Source organism: Spirosoma pollinicola (assembly GCF_002831565.1).
In the GTDB taxonomy this organism is placed as follows: domain Bacteria; phylum Bacteroidota; class Bacteroidia; order Cytophagales; family Spirosomataceae; genus Spirosoma; species Spirosoma pollinicola.
This window is the reverse complement of record NZ_CP025096.1, coordinates 7,798,972-7,819,985: the sequence shown is the minus strand read 5'-3', so window position 1 is coordinate 7,819,985 and position 21,014 is coordinate 7,798,972. Positions and strand designations below refer to the sequence as shown.

At 52.7% G+C, this 21,014-nt stretch carries 7 protein-coding genes; 6 read left to right on the top strand and 1 reads right to left on the bottom strand.

From position 1 onward, the window contains the following. The first annotated feature begins 9 nt into the window (after nucleotides 1–9). Together CWM47_RS33020 and CWM47_RS33015 are read left to right on the top strand one after the other, a co-directional pair. On the top strand, nucleotides 10–1,005 hold the full coding sequence (locus tag CWM47_RS33020; RefSeq protein WP_100992795.1) for a glycosyltransferase family 2 protein: 996 nt from the start codon (nucleotides 10–12) through the stop codon (nucleotides 1,003–1,005). After that, the gene (locus tag CWM47_RS33015) at nucleotides 960–1,751 is read left to right on the top strand and encodes a polysaccharide deacetylase family protein (protein ID WP_100992794.1); all 792 of its coding nucleotides are present in this window, start codon (nucleotides 960–962) and stop codon (nucleotides 1,749–1,751) included. Before CWM47_RS33020 ends, CWM47_RS33015 begins: the two co-directional genes overlap by 46 nt. A gap of 59 nt (nucleotides 1,752–1,810) precedes the next feature. On the opposite strand, the gene CWM47_RS33010 is transcribed toward CWM47_RS33015, so the two are convergent. Further along, nucleotides 1,811–2,596 carry a LytR/AlgR family response regulator transcription factor gene (locus tag CWM47_RS33010; RefSeq protein WP_100992793.1) on the bottom strand — a complete coding sequence of 262 codons (786 nt, stop codon included), beginning with the start codon at nucleotides 2,594–2,596 and terminating at the stop codon, nucleotides 1,811–1,813. A 552-nt stretch (nucleotides 2,597–3,148) separates the two neighbouring features. Between CWM47_RS33010 and CWM47_RS38460 the strand changes: the two genes are divergently transcribed. From CWM47_RS38460 to CWM47_RS32995, 4 genes are all read left to right on the top strand, one after another. Further along, nucleotides 3,149–3,496 carry a hypothetical protein gene (locus CWM47_RS38460; RefSeq protein WP_157816127.1) on the top strand — a complete coding sequence of 116 codons (348 nt, stop codon included), beginning with the start codon at nucleotides 3,149–3,151 and terminating at the stop codon, nucleotides 3,494–3,496. 21 nt (nucleotides 3,497–3,517) lie between these two features. Further along, nucleotides 3,518–11,656, top strand: coding sequence for an Ig-like domain-containing protein (locus CWM47_RS33005; protein ID WP_100992792.1), 8,139 nt, complete (start codon nucleotides 3,518–3,520; stop codon nucleotides 11,654–11,656). 41 nt (nucleotides 11,657–11,697) lie between these two features. Further along, nucleotides 11,698–13,281, top strand: a complete 1,584-nt coding sequence (locus CWM47_RS33000) for an Ig-like domain-containing protein (RefSeq protein WP_100992791.1) — start codon at nucleotides 11,698–11,700, stop codon at nucleotides 13,279–13,281. 187 nt (nucleotides 13,282–13,468) lie between these two features. Beyond that, entirely contained in the window at nucleotides 13,469–20,998 is a 7,530-nt protein-coding gene (locus CWM47_RS32995) for an Ig-like domain-containing protein (RefSeq protein WP_170069472.1), read from the top strand. The last annotated feature ends 16 nt before the right edge of the window (nucleotides 20,999–21,014 follow it).

The window sequence follows — 21,014 nt, the reverse complement described above, 5'->3', positions numbered from 1 at the left end:
AGCCATAACATGCAATTTCATTCAGGTATGATTAGTTTAGTCGTACCGGCTTTCAACGAAGAAGAAAATTTGTCTGTACTGGTTCATCGGCTAATGGCCGTTATGAATCAGTATAATTCATACGAAATTCTGATTGTTGACGACGGTAGTTCCGACCAGACCCGCCACGTACTTCGGCAACTGAGCGGGATGTATCCTGTTGTTCGGTTTATTTCGTTTTCCCGGAATTTTGGGCATCAAATGGCCTTACGGGCTGGTTATGATAATGCCCTTGGCGACGCAGTCATCTGCCTTGATGCCGATTTGCAGCATCCGCCTGAACTGATTCCAGCCCTGATCGACAAATGGCGTGAAGGCTATGAAGTCGTGTACACTGTTCGGAAACCAGATCCTAAACTGTCGTTGTTCAAACGCACAACGTCCAAATATTTTTATAAGCTGCTTCGCCATGTTTCTAATCTGGACATTGAAGATGGTGCCGCCGATTTCCGGCTTCTTGACCGGAAAGTGGTAAACACACTTAAGCAGTTTAAAGAAAACGATCTCTTTTTGCGGGGAGCTATTTCGTGGGTAGGTTTCCGGCAATGCCGTATCCTATATGAACCTGCCGCCCGCTATGCCGGTCGGTCAAAATACTCGTTCCGCAAAATGCTTCATCTGGCCGCAATGGGCATTACGTCCTTTTCTACGCGTCCCTTGTATATGTCGGTACTGCTTGGTTTCGGTATGTTTTTCCTAGCCTCTCTGTTTGGTGCCGAAGCCTTGTATGAACATTATTTTACGAATGCCACTGTATCGGGCTGGACAACACTGGTGTTGTTAATGGTTCTTATTGGCGGTGCGCAGTTCATTATGATTGGCATCATCGGCGTATATTTGGGCAAAACGTTCGTGGAAGTCAAAGGCCGCCCTGCTTATATTATCGGCGACACAAGTGATATCGAGGAGAGTGTAACTGTATGGCAAGCCCCAACCCAGGAAGTATTTTATTCACCGTTGACGTAGAAGAGTTTGATACCGCCGTTGAATTCGGTCACCATATTCCGTTAAGCGAACAAGTGGCTGTTTCAACTCGTGGATTAATAGGGTTAGCCGATCGTTTTGCCGCCGTTGGTGCCCGCACCACGCTGTTCACAACGGCCAATTACGCCCTTCATGAACCGGATTTGATCAAGAATCTGGCTCAAAAGCATGAGATCGCGTCGCACGGCTATTTTCATACCACCTTCGAACCCGCCGATTTACTGAAATCCCGGCTCGCGCTGGAAACCTTACTGGAACGGCCTGTAACGGGTTTTCGCCGGGCGCGTATGGGGTATGTCGACCCAAATGACCTGCAACAGGCAGGCTACCAGTATAATTCATCCCTTCATCCGACCTGGCTCCCCGGTCGCTATAACCACTGGGGCGAACCCCGTCACCCATTCCGCGAGTTGGGTGTCTGGCAGATTCCCGCTTCGGTAACGCCCACGCTTCGCCTGCCGCTGTTCTGGTTAAGCCTGAAAAACTTCCCCTTTGCCTATTACAAACATCTCTGCCGCCAAACGCTGCGGGCCGATGGTTTCCTGAACCTCTACGTTCACCCCTGGGAGTTTACGGACCTGTCGGGCTATGAGAAAATTCCGGCTTATGTACGCCGGCACTCAAAAGATGAATTGCTGGATCGGGTCGAAAATCTACTGCGTTACCTCAAGCCGCTCGGCGAGTTTAGTACAATGGGCGAGTTTGCTGAGAAACTGAGCTTGCGATAGCTGGTGGGTTGGCCAACTGTTAATTTTTTTCAGTATCTGCAAGTCTACTTCGTGGCCGATCAGCTTTTTGACACATAGTTGAGGGATTGTAATCGGGCATATACCCGCTTTCTGAAGGTTACCCCAATGGGAATTTTATGCGGGCCACACCACAAACTTGATGCGTTATAACTATTGACTTGTTCAATGTTAACCATGAATGATTTGTGTACACGAAGAAAATTGGAGCCCGTTAACTGCTGTTCCAGGATCGAAATCTTTTCATTGACAATGGCTGCTCCATCTTTCGTTTCGATATGGGAATGGAATGCATTGGCTTCAATGTAGAAAATGTCGTCAATCGTAAAACGCTCAATTTTACGCCCTTTTCTAAGGAAGATGTGTTTTTGAGGCTGTGGGGCACCTGTTTTAGATACAGGAGTTGCCTGAGGCTGCACAACCGCTACGGGCGTTGGCAGGGCCATGGTGGAAGCAAAAAAAGAACTGGTTTGATTTAACGCTCTACGTAATGCGTAAACGAAACGTGTATAGGTAAGGGGTTTTAGCAGATAATCTTTAACATCATAGTTATAGCTTTCGGCCCCATACTCTGCGTGCTCAGCTAAAACAATTGTTGGCGGATGGAGCGGAAACATACCCAGCAGTTCGAACCCAGACATACCCGGCAGCACAAGATCCAGAAGCAATAGATCAATAAACTCCTGCTGCAGGATTAACATTGCCTGTAAACAATTCTTCGCGTGGTAAACAGTCCAATTCAACTTTGTTTCCTGCAGAAAGTCATTCAGCTGGTCAACAATTGACATATCCTCTTCTACAATGAGGACTTTGTAGTTCTTAAGCATGATACACTTCCGGGGTAAATCAATCAACAGCAACCAAGCATGTAAATAAAATCATCTAAAGTGAGTTTTTCACTGAAAAACTATAGAGCGAAGTTCATACCAGTTTATATAGAGTGACTTACAAACGGTGAAAAAAGGATTAACTAAATAGACATTTTATTTAATAATACGACTGTTGGTGTAAATAAACGGCTATTTTATGTATATAAATAAATTGTGTGTAAAAAATTATTTATTACCAATTCATTCGTAGGGATAGACTATAAATATATATAGATATAGTGTTGATAGATAAGCGTAAATAGTTATTACGTCAGATTTTACATAGTAAAGAGTTAATCTTGGCATCCAAAATGTCTATTTAATGTTACTGAACCTTGGTTGCTTCCTATGGGCACAACTTCTTTATCAAATCTGATTTTTGGCTGATAAGTAACCATTTCGTGTAAATTAAAATAGCAAATAAGTTACAAGCGTGATGCCACTCTTATACAAAGCTGTTTATCAGCTCCTGTAGGTAAGAGTGGCAATCAGGTAGTAACATCCAAAGGTATGGAACGACTAGTATATACGTTTAATAGGATTTTCCACGGTCTGTTTATGGAAAATGGCGTGGCCAATAGGCCGGGGCTGGCTATGCAGTTAGGAGTATTCATCCAAAATAAAGTACTATCTACCGTCCCCTGCAATAGTCGTGCCTATATTGATTTCCTGTCAAATTCAGGCTCCACCGGGTCTGCTACCACTACTCATTCTCTGGGCATACAGCTGCTGATAAACCGTCTGTTCGAATTGATTTACCCGGTTTATAAGAGTCCTCCCGGCTTATCATGCCAGGCTGGTACTATCCTCATTACCAGTGCGATACCCAACCGTCCATCTTCACACTATTCCTACTAGTCTGCAAACCTCCAATATAGTATGAGTGAAATTTACGTTCTTCAGAATAAGTCAGCTAGCAACTTCCGCCAATTGGGGGTTTGTTTGTTGCGCTTCAGCCTTATAGCTGCACGGCTGGCTGGGCTATCAGTATCTAAAGATTTCGCTGAAGCCTGTGCACGCTCCGGAAAACCAAACCGGCTGATTCCCGTCAGACTTTCTGCGCTTCGGATCAATACCGCGCTCATGCTCATGGCTGGCTGGCTGGGGGCTACACAACTGCAGGCGCAGAGTCCGGGGGGCGTGTCAACTAATTTGAAATTATGGCTGAAAGCAGATGCTATAACCGGCGTGAGCAACGGAGGGAATGTAACGGCCTGGAGTAACTCAGCAGTCGGGACTTATGCCCTGTCTTCAACGGGCTACACACCGCCTGTGTTTTATAACAGCACCGCTAGTAACCTGGTTAACTTCAACCCGGCGGTGTCGTACAACGGGGCAATGAACCTCCGGAATACCACCCGGCTTTTTGCCAGTACGTCCCCCTTTTCGCTGATCAGTGTTGGCGTTGACCGGAAGGCTAGTGCCGGCGAGGTACGAGGTATTATGGGCCTTGGGGTCGATGGTAACTATCCTGCCATGGATTTTCAGACCGATGGTATTAGCGCAAATGGCTGGAATCTCTGGATGTCGGGCAGCTCTCCAGCCGAATGGTCAGGGGGGAGTGGCCGTGTCGCGGGTATTAACGGCTCGTCGACAACCCAGGCCAATATTGTTGGGGTAACGGCTAACAACGCGTCGGCTACGATCAACTACTCGGCCAACAACATCATTAGTTACCTCAACGGCCATAAAGAAGCGACTACACTCGATGCTTTCCAGCAATCAGAAATTGGTAACTGGACGTTTGTCGGTTCATCGGGTGGCGAAAACTATAACGGGTTGATACCGGAAGTCATTGTTTATGACCAGCAGTTGAGCGATACCGATATGCAGAAGGTACAGACGTATCTGGCTGTGAAATACGGATCCACATTAGGGCAAACCAGCAGTACTGCAGATGGCCTGAACTCGGCTGGATACACTTATTTAGCTACCGACGGAACGGTTCTCTGGAATACATCCACCAACACAGGCTATAACTTTAGTATCTTCGGCATTGGCCGTGACGATACGGAGGGGCTGAACCAAAAACAGTCGAAATCGCAGCAGCCCGGCGCTATCGTTACTATTGGTAACGGCACGGGTATCGCGGCTACCAATGCGGCCAACACTACTAATTTCCCGGCTAACCTGAGCTACGAACTTGTGGGCGACAATGGTGCCCCGGCCAGCTACTCGACCAGCTACGCACCATCCACATTTTCGCCCGTAGTGGCCGGTTCATTCTACCGCATGGGGCGCACCTGGAAAGTACAGGAAACCGGTATCGTAGGCACCGTTACTATCAGCGTACCAGCCAGCACCAAAGCCGAACGCCTTTTGGTTAGTGGCGACGGGACATTTACGCCGGGAAGCACGCAGGAAATTGCGCTGACGGCCGATGGCAACGGCAACCTGACGGCCACGGTCAACTTTAACAACGGCGATTATTTTTCTTTTGGCGCAACCGCCTTTGCTCCGGGTGGGGTAGTCGCTAATCTGGAAGTATGGGTAAAAGCGGATGCGGGGATTGCCGCTGCCGATGGCGGTAACGTTACCACCTGGGCCGACCAGTCACTCAGCAGCTACGATCTGATTCAGCCAACAGCCGCTAATCAACCCGTTTACCGGGCATCGAACAAGCTGGTCAACTTTAACCCTTCCGTTGATTTCAGCGGAACGAAATATATCCGCAATGATAATCCGTTGATGCCCTATAACTCGGCCTATACATTTGGCTGGCTGGCGCAGGATACCAATCCCAACGGTGGCTGGCGAACAATGTTCAGCTCTGAGGATGCATGGGATTTCTTCTCCGTATACAAGTCGGACTATCTGTTGGGCGCCTTGAATTACAATGGCTGGATACCCTATAGTATTAATGGCGTACCTGACGCGGGCTACAGCGGAAAAGGAACTATTTACGGACCTCTCGACAACGCCATCTACAGCAGCGGGTCCAACTTTACTACGCAGGACCCCCGTACCAAGCGGGCACAGGCCCAGATTTTCGGGATGGCATCGAACGGGGCTAAAACGGACCCGTTCTATACCTGGACAGACGGCTATAAAGACACACCCGCCTGGAGCCCGGCCAGCGAACTTGGGCCCAGTACGCACTTTTTCCAGCGATTAGCGGTTGGCTCAGATTATTTCGGACCAAACGGAGCAGGTGAAGCCGAGGATTTTATTGGGCAGATCAACGAGTTTTATGCGTATAGCCGGACGCTTTCCGATGTGGAAATGCAGAAGATCAATACGTATATGGCCCTGAAGTGGGGCGTAACTCTGGGGCAGGGCAACGGCGCTGTGATGCGAAATGCCAACAACGTTAACTATCTGGCCACCGACGGTACGGTGATCTGGAACGCTACGACCAACTCAGGCTATAGTTACAACATTGCCGGTATCGGTAAAGACGTGGCCGAAGGACTGAATCAGAAACAGGCCCGGAGTGTGCATAATTACAGCAACGGTGATCTGGTTACGATGGGCCTCGGCACAGTGGCTGCTACCAATGCCGCCAACGCCGGTACATTCGCTGCCGACAAGAGCTACGAAATCTGGGGCGACAACGGCCAGCCGCGAAGCTATTCCGCCGTATACTTGCCCACCAGCTTTACGCCGGCGGGTGGTGTAGGTTTTTACCGTATGGCCGCAACCTGGACGGTGCAGGAAACAGGCACTGTGGGAATTGTAACGGTTCGGGTACCGGTGTCGTCATTTGCCGAGCGCATGCTGGTTAGTAGTTCAGCCAGTTTCCCTTCGGGCAGCACACAGGAAATCCTGCTCGCATCCGATGGAAGCGGCTATATGGCGGCAACATTTGACTTTGCCAATGGTCAATATTTTACGTTTGGTGCCGCTCAAAAAGCTCCGGGAGGAGTTGCGTCAGGCTTGAATATGTGGTTAAAAGCTGACGTGCTATCCGGGAATGACGGTGATAATGTATCAAACTGGCAGAGCAGTGTATTGGCTATCCCGTACTCGGTTTCGCAGACTACCGCCAGTCAGCAGCCCACACTGGCAACCAGCACAACGGCACTGGTAAACTTTAACCAGTCGCTCAACTTTAAGCGGTCTGCCGGCCAGACCATGGTGAACAATACATCAGCGCTGTTGTCAGGTGATACACCTTCGTTCCAGTTTATAGCCGTAGGGCAGGATAACGACCCCACTAATCTGGGCGCCCCTTATTATGGCAGTGCTAACCTGAGAGGTATTTTGGGTAATGGCCTTAGTGGTAATAACCCGGCTATGGATTTGCAGAAAGATGGGGCCGCTCCCAACGGCTGGAACCCCTGGACGGATGGAACCGGCGAATGGTTTGGCGGGCAGGCTACAATGTATAATAGTGGTGGCATTGGGGCCGCAACCAACACAGGACTGCAGCCACTTTCCGCCCTTACGAGGATACAGAATCAACAGTCTCAAATATTTGGACTTGGCTTTACCTGGGGGTCAGCCACGTTGACTCCTCCTTCGGGAACTCAATCAACGGCGGTTATCAACTCGTATGTGGACGGATGGAAAGAAGCAACCAACCTTAAAGTATATAATAACTATGCCACCTGGACCAGCACCCCATACTTTAGTGTTGGTCAGAGTGGTGGGGCTGAATACTGGAATGGCTCGATCAACGAAATTATACAGTACACCCGTGAACTGAGTGCTGCTGAAATGCAGAAGGTGAACACCTATCTGGCTATCAAATATGGTGTCACTATAGGACAGGGCGGGTCAAGTACGGCATTGGTCGGCAGTAATGCCAATAGTTACAATTACCTCGCTACCGATGGATCGACTGTTTGGAACACCTCGACGAATGCAGGCTATAACTTCGACATCGCCGGTATCGGTCTCGACAACTTCGAAGGACTGAATCAGAAGCAATCTCAATCTGTCAATGCTACCTTCCAGCCTGCAATTGGGCTGAGTACGGTTGCTACGACAAACGAGGCCAACGCCAACGTATTTCAGGTTGATAAATCATACATGATCTGGGGCAACAATGGCCAATCAGATAGCTACGCAACCAACTATACGCCACACAGCTTTACGGTAGCAGCACCGGTTTACCTGATGAACCGTATTTGGAAAGTGCAGGAAACCGGTACGGTCGGTACCGTAATGGTGAGTGTACCGGGTAGCACAACGGGTACCTATCTGCTGGTTGGTAGCTCACCTGCTTCCCTTTCGGGCGGTACGGCCACCGAATACGCCATGACCTCTGACGGCAATGGCAACCTGGTAACTACGGTCGACCTGACGAATGGACAATATTTCACGTTTGGACGGGCATCGTTTGCACCTGGTTGCGTCGTGCCGAATCTGGCATTGTGGGTGAAAGCCGATGCGGCCGGAGCTACCATAGGGTCTGCTACCACCGCCTGGCCCGACCTGTCGCCAAATGGCAGGAACGTACCGGCAGTAGGCACCATGACGGTGCAGACACCGGATGCGGCTCACAACTTCCAGCCGTATTTCTCCGGGTTCTCATCAACCAACTATTTCAACGACCAGCACTCGGTGCTCGGCACAGCGGCATCGCAGGCAGCAGCTTCGCAAATACCGATGAACATCTCCGTTTTCGCTGCCGTGAAACCCAGCACCAACAGCGGTACGGGCCACGTGATCGGTATTGATAACGACGATCTGTTTGGGGGTGAACCCGCTTTCTCGCTGAATGCAGGCCGAATGGATCTGTATAAGTTCAGTGCAGGGGCACAGGAATACTTCTATACAGGAGCCGTAACGGCTGGGCAAAGCTCGGTGCTGAGCTGGCAGGCCGGTACAAGTTCGGGCTATGATGGCCTGACCATGTCGCTGAATGGTTCGCCACAGACGTTTGCGCTGACAAACATGGGTACCGTTGGTGAGAAATTACTCATCGGCTACGGTACCTGGTCATCGGCTGGTGCCTTTGATGGCGACATTCAGGAGGTGATCTGGTACAACAACGGTACCGGCTCCATGACGACCACGCAGATTAACCAGATTGAATCATATCTGGCTATCAAGTACGGCACAACGCTCAAACATAATTACTTATCTGGTTCTGGTACAACGATTTATGATGTGTCGAGTTACTCGGCCAACGTAACTGGTGTGGGCCGTGACGATTGCGATCAGTTGAACCAGCTGCAATCGAAATCGGGTAACGGCGGAGCTAAAATGACGATCAGTGTATCGGGTACAGTAGCAGCCAGCAACGCAACCAACCCCGGTAGCTTCACCGCCGACAAGTCGTTTCTTGTTTTGGGTGATAACGGCCTCACGGGTACCTCGGCGCTTTCGGCAGCCGCTGCCACAGGTTGCCCGGCCCCACCTCTGGTTGATAAATACACGAACCTGGCTTATAAAGTTACCGAAACGGGTAGCGTATCAGCCGTAGTACTTCAGGAAGATGTGTCGGGCTTCGGTTTCAACACCACCTTCCCGATTTATATGCAGGTGTTCAGCGATGCGGCTTTCACCAGCTTACTGGCTTCGGTGCCCATGAGCTATACCAATGGTGTATCGACGGCGCTGTATGACTTCCCGGCTAACGCCACCAGCTACATCCGCTTTGTGGGCAACACCACGGCTCCGGCCAATATGTGTGTAGCGCCAACCAAGCAGACCTTCCACTGGAACGGATGGGACTATGGCACCAAGCAGAAAGTGTTGCTGCCCAACTACATTCCATCGTCGCAGTCAGCTACGTCGGCCATGACCATGAGCGTCAGCGTTACCGATGGCAGCAATATGCTGTTGTATCGCCCATCGGTCGATTGGTGGCCGGTATTCGACGGCTCCGGTCTGTTTATTCCCCGGAACGACAACAGTAGTACCGAAAACAATCTGATTACGACCCGCATGCAGTTCCGGCAGGGTACGTCGACCTCGGTCGTAGCTGCCCAAACTGTTGACTTCATGGTCTATGATGTAGACGGCTACATTGGTGGACGCGACATTGTGAAGATTTATGGCAAGCAGGGCAGCAACACTATTACGCCCCAGCTGAGCCAGTATAAACCAACACCCTTCGATGCGCTGCAACTGAACTACCAGGGTGACGCTCAGCAGGCTATTGGCTCCAATATTCCGTGGGATCTGGGTGCTTGGGGCAACATTTATGTCAGCTTTGATCAGCCCGTCGAGGAAGTGTTTGTTGAATACCGCAAAGACAATACCTACGGATTCAACGTCTACAACGATATTCGGATTTCACCCGTAACGGTAACCTGCCGCCCGCCCACGCCGAAAGCTCCGCTGGTCGACAATGTATATATCTACAAAGAGGTATCGCCGAATCCGCAAAAAGCTAACGAACGGACTACCTACAAGTTCACGATTCAGAATACCAACTGCGCCACCAAAACGGTCAACCTGAGCGACGTACTGCCGGGTGGCCTGAGCTGGATGGATAGCACGTTTGTGTATTCAACCTCACTGACGGTTGGCTCGGTCAACAATTATGGCAATACCAACACCCTGACAGCATCGAACATTACAGTTCCGCCGGGAACGCACTATATGTACGCATCGGTGACGGGCTCGAATGCCGGGGTCTATAACAACCAGGCCAGTTATGTGGTCACAAACGGTACCGGAACAACGTATCTTTCTGATGATCCGACGGTAGCTGGTACAACGGCTCAGCCAACACCACTAACGCTGATTGCCAACGATCCGGATGCCAACCTGACCGTTCAGAAAACGGTAAACAAGGCAACGGCTCCGCAGAACAGTACGCTGACCTATACCTATACGATTACGAATCCCAATGCCGGGTCGGCCATTCTGACGACCTTTCTGGATGTGCTGCCGGGCGAACTGACCTACATTGGTGGTACGCTAACAGGCGTTGGCAGTGCCACAGCTTCCCCCTATAGTGGTTCGGCCGTACTGGCTATCCGGAATCTGAATGTAGCGGGTGGTAGCTCGCTTATATTCACCGTACAGGCCAGCACAAACAGCTATACAGTAAATGCCGTTGCCAACAACATCGCGCAGGTAACGCCGGATGTACTCTCGGGCTTCCGTATTAAAACGGTTAACTCGAACGCGGCCAGCACAACAATCGTAGCGCCACCAACGGTGTCGATTGTGAGCCCGGCCAATAGTACCACTACGGCTCTGAACCCAACGGTTTCGGGTACAGCCACACCAGGAAGTACGGTTGTACTGACCAGCTCGACGGGAACTACGCTCTGCTCGACAACGGCTACGGCAGGCGGCACATGGAGTTGTCCCGTTACGCTGAGCGCAGGTCCGCAAACGCTAAGCGCGGTAGCCAGCAATAGTAATGGTACGTCGTCGCCTGCTACTACGCAGATTACAGCTATCAATACGATTGCACCCCTCACGGCCAGTAACCCACCCGCGTTGACAGCAACCCCCGGCTCGACGAATTCCGGAAATGCAGCCACCGAGATATTGCCGAGTGGTGGTACAGCACCGTACGTATACAGCAATGATACAGGTAACCCATCCTGTTCGGCAGTAGCGGGCGCCACGCAGTTGCCACCTGCCAACCTGACCGTTGCCAGCGGTACGGGCAGCTACAGCTATATCGCACCAGCTACACCCGGTGTATATTACTTCTGTATCAAAGTATGCGACAGCAGTACACCCACGCCTTCGTGTGTAACGAAAACCTACACCCTGACGGTAACAGCGCCGGCAGCCGTGGGTACGCTCGACTGCTCCACTGCACAGATTACAGGTCTGGTAGCCGGTACGGCGGGCAACGGTGTTCTGAAACTGACAATTAACGTGACCGTTGCGGGAGCCTTCCCGGTAACGGTAAGTGGCTCAGGTATGTCGGCCAGTCCGTCGCCCTACACCATCAACACGGCCAGTACGGGACTACAGACGTTCTATGTACCGCTCACCTACAGCGGGGCCGCCTTTGGGCCAACGACTATCACGGTGACAGGAGCTGGTGTCTGTTCGCCTGATATGAGTCTGGTAACGCCTAAAACAGTGAGTACCTCCGTGCTGAACCTTGGCCCGGCCTGTACGCCTGTCACGGCTGCAACGCTTGTTAAATAACTTGTTCGGACCACCGCTTCAGCGGACTCAATCGTAAACAGATGATGAGTTATCTAAACCAATCGTTCCGGGCAGGTCTTAGTCTATTGGCCTTCATGTGTCTGAGTCTGTTGCTGTTCGCAGCAACGGCTCAGGCGCAACAGCCAACACTCCCTGCCTTGCCTGCAACTTGTGATTACACAAGCGAACCGGCCAATATCTCGCTCACGGCGCAAAACATACCGGCGGGCTTTTCAACGATCTATCTGCTGGTCAACATGACCTCGGGTCTGATCGTACAAACCAACCAGACCGCTCCGGTTTTCAACGGCGTGTCGCGGGGGCTATATTATGCCGTACCTGCTCATTATTCAGGCTCACTGAACAACGCATCGGCAGGCAAGCTGATCTCCGATGTCTATTCGACCGACCAATGCCTGACCTATGGCTCCTCGCTTGCGCTTAAAGTCTGCAGCCCCACCTGCGATTATGCGGCAGCTCCGGCCAGCGTGACCTTTACGGCACAGAGCGTACCCGTGGGCGTAAACACCAGCTATGTGCTGGTGAATACCGCCACCAATTTGATTGCTCAGGTCAGCAATACGGCTTCGTTTGCTGCCGTGCCATTGGGCGATTATGCCATCACGTCGGTTCATTACACGGGCGGTCCCGCGTCCGGGTCGCTCACGGCTTTATCGGTAGGGAATTCGCTGTATGATGTCACTACTCAACAAGCCAACTGTCTTAGTGTCTCAAATACGCTGTATATAAAGGTTTGTAACAGCCCTGTTGCCATCACTGGCCCGCTGGATGGTACAACAATGGCAACACTGAACCCGGTTATTTCGGGTACGGCCACGCCGGGCAGCAGCGTGACGGTAACGGCACCCAATGGTCAATCCTGCGTTACTACAGCCTCCACGCCGGGTGGCACCTGGACCTGTTCGGGCATCACCTTCCCGGCTGGTCCAACCAGCGTAACGGCAACGGATGGTATCACTACGGCTGTGAGCAACTTCACTGTAGCATCACCGCCAAGCTTGACCGTAACGGGTCCGGTGAATGTGACGACCACTACCACGCCGACCATTTCGGGTACGGCTACACCGGGCAGCACCGTTGCCATCACCGATCCGTCGGGGACAACGCTTTGTACTACCACGGCCAGTCCCTCGGGCACATTCGCCTGTGCGCTGACGATCCCCTTGCCTGGTGGCCCCAACACGCTGACCGTTACTGCTTCGGGGCCTGGTGGGAGCATTTCGCAACCCATTACCTTCACGGCTATTGTGCCCTGCACTACGCCATCAATTGGTGGTGTAACCAGCTTTACCGGCAACCCCCTCTGTAGTGTAAGCAATGCCGGGGCAGTAACGCTCTCGGGCCAAACGGGTACGGTGGTGAAATGGCAAACGTCAACCAATGGCGGTATTAGCTGGACTGATATTGCCGGTACGGCAGGGCTAACCAGTTACGGATTCGTGAACGCAGCCAACAATCAGCAGTTCCGGGCGGTGGTCAACAGCGGCAATCCAGCCGGGGGAGACACCTGCGTAGATGCCAACTCAACAACCATTACGACTACGACCAGTTCGGTGGCCTGTACGGTCGACTGTAATGTGCTGCCGAGTGTGATTGTGAAATGAGAAGATAAATGAAGATCCGGGCTGTTACGATAATCCATCATTCCCTAATCGGTATAACGTATATAATATACCGTTAGGAGCTTGCGAACTACTGGCGAAACCATAACAAACGAGTTCGATGGCCCCCTGTCGGACTGGAAAAACTTCAATCCGATTATATCGGCAGTTGGGGTGGGGGATTAACTGTATGAAGCAAGACTACTACTACTACCATACACGAAAAAACCCAATTCAGGGGCTATCCAGCCTGGAATTGGCGAACCAGCGGCCTGTACCAATCTGGCTGGATAATGAAGAATTTTTACAGGGTAACAAGGCAAACAGACGCTTTATGAAATTACTTTCTACACGGCCGGGGCGTTGGCTGGATTACGTTCGGTTCAACGGGTCTTCGCTTGCATTTAAGTCAATCGCCATGTTGTTTATGGGGCTGTTGGCACTGGGGCAAATGAGCTATGCTCAAACCTGTAACATTGTTACAAATGGAACGTTTGCCGGTGGGACCAGCACGGGCTGGACATCATCGGGCGGTTGGCAGTTTCAAACGTCGCCCGCTGTTCGTGCGTTTAACAACACGGATGGGGCTGTCAATCAGGACCTGTCGCAGACGCTGACTGGCCTGAATGGAGGCCCTGTTGCGCATCAGGTAACTGTGTCGTTCGACCTGATCTTGCAGCAGGCCGGTCAAGATGCAACGGCTATTACCCAGGCTAGCTTACAGGTGTTGTTAAACGGCGTGGTCTATGCCACATTTAATAATCCAACGGCAACGGGAGCCGCTACCGGAAAGGTGACGGTAACCATGGCCAATGGGGCCAGTATCTCCGGTTTCGATAACCTTCAGTTCCCCGGTGGAACTACAGGTAACTCCGTAACCGATGCCGGCATAGCCATTGTTATTCCCTGGCCTGCCGGCAGCCCGAATAATGCTGCCTTAACGTTCCGGTTTAACTCGCCCTACTCCAATAGTTCTGGTGGTACTGTGGCCAGTGGCACTGGTAATGGTCAGGGAGGAGACGATTTTGGCCTGGAAAACGTTGGGAGTACTGGCAATGCCGCCAGCGCCCCAACGCTAAGTTCGGGATCAATTGCGATTAGTTGCCCGGCTGCAACCGCCAATATCAACAGCCTGTTAACCAGCACGGCAACCGGCATTTTATGGTATACAAACAATGCCCATACCGGTACGGCCTATGCCACCCCAACGGCAGCTGTGGCCGGTACGTATTATGGATTTTATAATACCAGTGGCTGTTATACGCCCGCTTCCGTTGCTGTTTCCGTTACGGGCGTCTGTATAACCTGTACCGCCGGTACAACTGCGCCTATACTCTCAGCCAGCACAAAAGCCAATACCTGCCCGGCTACCACGGTCGATTTGTCAACCCTTACGGCCAGCAACACACCGGCTAACACCGCGCTGGCATGGTTTACTGCACCAACGGCTACCAGTGCCAATGCTGTGAGCAACCCGGCTTCAGTAGCAGCAGGTACCTATTATGCGGCTTTCTACGATTCGGTCAGCAAATGTTATAGCCCTACTACGGCCGTAACAGCTACGCTTAAGAACTGTCTTGACAGTGATAATGACGGTATTCCTGATGTAGATGACCTCGACGACGATAACGACGGTATTCCCGACACGATAGAATCAGGAATTGCCTGTGTGGGCGGTGATGGGAATGTGAATTACAAAAGCTGGACACTGGCTGAACTGGCATCGGGTAATGCGTTTTTTACGAGCACGACGCTGCACCGAAACAGCCCGACAGGTACGCTTAAATATGGCGATTTTCCGGATTTTACAGCCTCTGCTGCTACAACCAGCGGTACGATTCCTGTTGTATTCGGGCAAACGCCATGGGTTGATGTACCCAATGGCGGGGCTGATCCCAATGATGGCAACTTTACCCAGATCGAAGGGTTCATTAGCTTGCCCTGCTATAGTACGTCGCTGAAAATAAGAACGCTGGCCAGTGGTTCGCCTGCTTCTGTCGGTACCGTGCGGGAAACATTCACCACCCTGCATCTGGCGTTGGATGCCTCGGGAAATCCGACATTCAATACCACAGATTTAAAAGAAGTCTCGTATCAAAAAGTCGACTTCAACGGCAACATCGTCAACAGTACAGAATACACCTTCGCTAACACTACCTCAAGCGGACAGTGGGTGCGTTTTGGCGACGCCATATCCGATGGTGCCGATTATTACGGGGCCATCATTCAATGGAATGTCGATGGCACCGGCTGGGTCAATGTGCCTGCATCGGCCTTTAGTTCAACCTCGACGGGCTTAATTGCCGGTTGCGCAAGCCTGGATTCGGATGGCGATGGGATTGTTAATTCGCTCGATACGGACAGCGACAACGATGGCTGTTCCGATGCCTACGAAGCGGGTGCAACGACCAGTAAAATCGCTAACTTTCAGTTTCCGGCAGCATCGGTGGGCACCAATGGCCTGACTAATTTAAAGGAAACCGTTGCCGACAATGGCATCCTCAACTACACGCCGACCTACACACAATTGGCCTTGGCGTCGTTCCTGAATGCCTGCGCCGATTCGGATGGCGACGGTATAAGTGATCTGGCTGATCTGGACGATGATAACGATGGTATCCTCGATGCCGTAGAGGCACCCGACTGTTATTACACGGCTACTGAAGCCAACACCATTCAGGCTATTAGCTCCATTTACCCGGCTCCCGAACCTTTTCAGGAGCTGTATGATGGCCTGGCCACTAAACTTTTCAATTTTACAGGGTCTACAATGGTGGTTGGCGATGCGATTTTTACGATTGTATACCCCACCGCTGTAAAACTGACATCGATTTCGGTATCGGATAATATCACAACCATTACAGCGACTCGCGCCCGGCTCGACGGTTCAAAGGATGGTGTTACCTGGCTGGAATTGACCAGTGCGGATGTTAACTTATCGACTTCGCCTGTTGTATTTACTGCGAATAGTAATATTGGTGAGTACCAGTATTATCGCATTCGTAACACGATAGGCGGGAATTTGACTACCGGCAATACCATCGGCGAAATCACGTCTGTACTGGATGCCAGCTATATCCCCAGTTTGCATCCTAAATCAGTCTGTACAGCAGACACCGATGGCGACGGTATTTTCAATAGCCTCGACCTCGACTCTGATGGCGATGGTTGCCCGGATGCCATTGAAGGCGGAGCGGCTTTTAAAATAGGCAACATCACCCCTGTCGGTGCCCTGACGGGTACGGTCTCGTCGGCCACGGCTACCTACGGCGTACCTACTCAGGCCGGAGCAGGGCAAACCATTGGCAGCAGCCAGAACGCAGCGGTGAAAGACATTGATTGTACTGTGCCACCAACACTCATGATTACTGGCCCAGCCAACTTGACCACTACCAACACCAATCCACCGGTTAGCGGCACCGCCACACCGGGCGCTTCTGTTACAGTGAACGGGCAAAACGGACAGAAATGCGTAACGACTGCCGATGCAATTACCGGAGCCTGGACCTGTAGTAGCCTGACCTTCACAGTGGGTTCGCAAACGGTAACGGCCGTTGCAAGTAACACCGCAGGGGTGAGCAATACAGCAGCAGCCAGCTTTACGGTCGTGGGTTGCGCTTTCCCGGCAGTGGGTGGCACAGCAACTTATGCCGGCGGGGCCATCTGCCCAACCAATAACGCTGGTACCATTACACTCACGGGCCAGACCGGCGGGGTTGTCAAGTGGCAAACCTCTACCGATGGCGGCACGACCTGGGTCGATCTGCCCAATAGCGCCACCAACAAATACTATACCTTCTATAATGCCGTCAACAACCAGCAATACCGAGCCGTACTGAATACCGGTGGAGCCGGTTGCCCGGATGCGTACTCGAATCCGGCAACGATCACGACAAGTGCCGGAGCCTGTACATCGCCCACCTGCGATAAAACAGCGGGTACTATTGTCTTCGGTGCTACACCAGCCGTATCGGGCAGCAACTATACGAATATGATGGTGCTGATCAATGCGTCGGGCCTGATTCAATACATCTCGGCACCAGGCAGCCCCTCGTTAACGGGCGTCGCTGCGGGCGATTATTTCGTGTATCAGATTACCTACGACAACACGGTAACTCCCCTGCCAACCATTAGCACCGGTATCAATCTGTCGGCTATTGGCGGTGCCTGCGTGGCGTTGTCCAACCAGTTAGCCGTGAAGGTCTGTCCGGCTAGTCTGCCACCCGTAGTCAAGCCGGATATTGCAACGACGAACATCAATACGCCCGTGTCGGGTAATGTGCTGACCAACGACACCGATCCGAACGCGGGCGGTTCGCTAACGGCCAGTCTGCTTGGTCAACCGACCAGCGGCACCGTAACGATGAATCCGAATGGCAGTTACACCTATACTCCGCCCACGGGCTTTACGGGTGTGGCGAGTTTCTGTTACTCGGTAACGAATACGGCAGGGTTGAGTAGTTCGGCCTGTGCGGCTATTACGGTGGTTCCCGGTCCGTCGCTCATCTACAATAACGCGCCTATTGCCAACAACGACAATAGCCAGGTGACATCGGGTCAGTCGGTTACGATCAACGTAGCCGCCAACGATACCGATCCTGACAGTGCCACCAGCCTGAACGGACAACTGAATACGCCAACGTTGGGGTCACCCAGTGTTGGAACGGCCAGCCTGAACCCCGATGGTACCGTCAAGTACACAGCTCCGGCCAACTTCACAGGTGTGGTCACGCTCCCATATACTATATGCGACAAAGGCACCCCACCGCTTTGTTCATCGGCCATAATAACGATCAACGTTCAGCCAACGCCACCGGTGGGTACGACTCTATCCCCAATTGCGGGCGACGACGCGCTGATCACCACTATCAATACGCCGAAAACGGGTACGGTAGCGGCCAACGACAGCGATCCCAACAGTCCGGCGTTGCCGCTAACCTATACGACCGGCCAGCCAGCTTCCGGCACAGTGATTATGACGCCCACAGGTTCGTACACCTACACGCCCGCCCCGGGTTTTGTAGGGCCAGCGAGTTTTACGTATAATGTGTGTAATTCGGCTGGAAAATGTGCGGCTGCCACCGTTAATGTGGATGTATTGGTGCCTGTGGCGCTGCCTCCCGTGGCTACACCCGACATTGCCAACACCAATCCCGATACCCCTGTATCGGGCAACGTGCTGACCAATGACAGTGATCCGCAGAATCAACCGCTGGTAGCTACCTTGCTGAGTCAGCCCACATCAGGTACGGTGGTACTCAATCCCAACGGGACTTACACCTATACGCCACCCTCGGGCTTCACGGGTGTAGCGAGTTTCTGTTACAGCGTGAGCAACACGGCGGGGCTGAGCAGCAGCGCCTGTGTAACGGTGAACGTCAACCCGGTTCCCTCGCCTAACCCGGCGGTGGACAATGCACCCATTGCCAACAACGATAACACCCAGACTACGGCAGGTACGTCGGTGACCATCAATGTGGCGGCCAACGATACCGACCCGGATTCGGCCACTACGCTGAACGGGCAGTTGAGTGCACCAACGATTGTGTCGCAGCCCAGTGTGGGAGTGGCCAGTGTGGTGAACGGGAAAGTGGTCTACACGCCACCGGCTAATTTCACAGGTGTAGTGAGTTTCCCGTATTCGATTTGTGATAAAGCTACCCCGGCGCTCTGTGCCACAGCGGTGGTGACGGTGAATGTGCAACCCACCCCACCGGTAGGTACGACACTGTCGCCGGTGGCCGTGGACGATGCGCTGCTGACGACGAAGAATACGTCGGCCACCGGCACAGTAGCCGCTAACGACAGCGATCCCAACAGTCCGGCGTTGCCGCTAACCTTTACGTCGGGTCAGCCTGCCCATGGTACGGTAGTAATGGGCCCGAATGGAACCTATGCCTACATCCCCGCAACGGGATACACCGGTCCTGATAGCTTCACCTACACGGCCTGCAACACGGCGGGCAAGTGTGATGTGGCGACGGTATCGGTGAGCGTGCAGCCTTCAACGGTGACGAATCCTCCCGTAATTATTGGTCAGCCAATCGTTACAGATCAGGGGAACCCCATAACGGTATGTCTGCCTATCATTGATGCCGATCATCTCGACAGCCACACGGCTTCGATTTGTGCCCAGCCCGGCAGTGGTACGGCTACGGTGGTGGTCAATAATACCGCCAACACGGCTTGTGTGACCTACACACCGGCAACCACGTTTACAGGTGCGACAACAGTCTGCATACAAGTTTGTGATAGTCAGGGCAATTGCGTTCAGACCATCATTCCGATTACTGTGATACCAACGAGTCAGACGATAGCCCTGCCCCAGCCACCGGTGGTGGTGGTGGTGCCCATCGTGACGCCCAAAGATTCGACGGCCCAGGTCTGTATGACCATCGTCGATCCCAACATGGGTGATGTGCAGAGTGTCACCCTGTGCAGCAGCCCAACCAAAGGCTCGGTTACAGCTACAGTTAATAACACGACGAACCAGGTGTGTGTGCTCTACAAACCCACACCGGGCAGCGTAGGACCCGATGCGGTGTGTCTGCTGGTGTGCGACCAGAGTGGTCTGTGTACCCAGGTGACCGTGCCCGTAACCATTGTTGACCCAACCCCGCCGGGTACCACGCCGGTGGCTCCGGTGGTAACCCCAACGCCCATTGTGGTGACGGCGGGGCAGGCCATTACGGTCTGTACCGCTATTACCGATAACGTGGGGGACACCCACACGGCCACCCTTTGCGGTCAGCCCGCCAGTGGGGTGGCCCAGGTAGGGGTTAACAATGTGACCCATGCTTTGTGTGTGACCTACACGCCGGGTAGCACGGCTCCGCTGAACACCACGGTGTGTATACAGGTGTGTGATCAGGGTGGTCTGTGCACCACGGTGATTCTGCCCATCACGGTGCTGCCCGCGCCAAAGGCGTTGCTGCTGCCTCACGTCTGGCTGCAGGGTGCGCTCTTCGGGGTCACTTCGCCAACGGGGCTGATGCGGGACGATCTGCGGGTGAAGAAATACCTGCCCGCCAGCAGTCCTTACAGCAGCTGGACATCCATCACCACGGTGGGTCCGGTTAGCAACACGGCTACGGTGTTCGGGGTGACGGGCAACGATGCGATTGTGGACTGGGTGTTTGTGGAGCTGCGCAGCCCGTCTAATTTTTCACTGGTGGTGGATTCACGTCCGGCGCTGGTTCAGCGGGACGGCGACATTGTGGAGATCGACGGTACGTCGGCGGTGGCTTTCAGTGCGGTGCAGGGGAGCTACTACGTGAGTGTAAAACACCGCAACCACCTGGGGGTGATGACGGCCAGTGCGGTTCCGTTGAGTGTAACGGGGACGAGTGTGGATTTCCGCACGTCTGCCACGGGGACGTATCGGGTCACCACGAGTGCGATCAATCAGTCTCAGGTGACGGTGGCCCAGGGGGTGGCCTTGTGGGGGGGGAATGTGGTATATGATAAGTCGGTGATTTATCAGGGCACGACCAACGATGTGTCGGCCATTGCCAACCAAGTGAAAGGACCGTTGAACATTGCGGGTAACCCAAGCTATATTCTCAGTGGCTACTATACGGGGGATGTGAATCTGGATGGGCGTACCATCTACCAGGGGACGGGCAACGATGTGAACTACATCTACCTGAACGTCACCAAGAACCATCCGGGTAATGCGGCCGGGCAAAACTTCTTTGTCATCCGCGAACAGTTACCTTAAGATAGATGATAGCAGG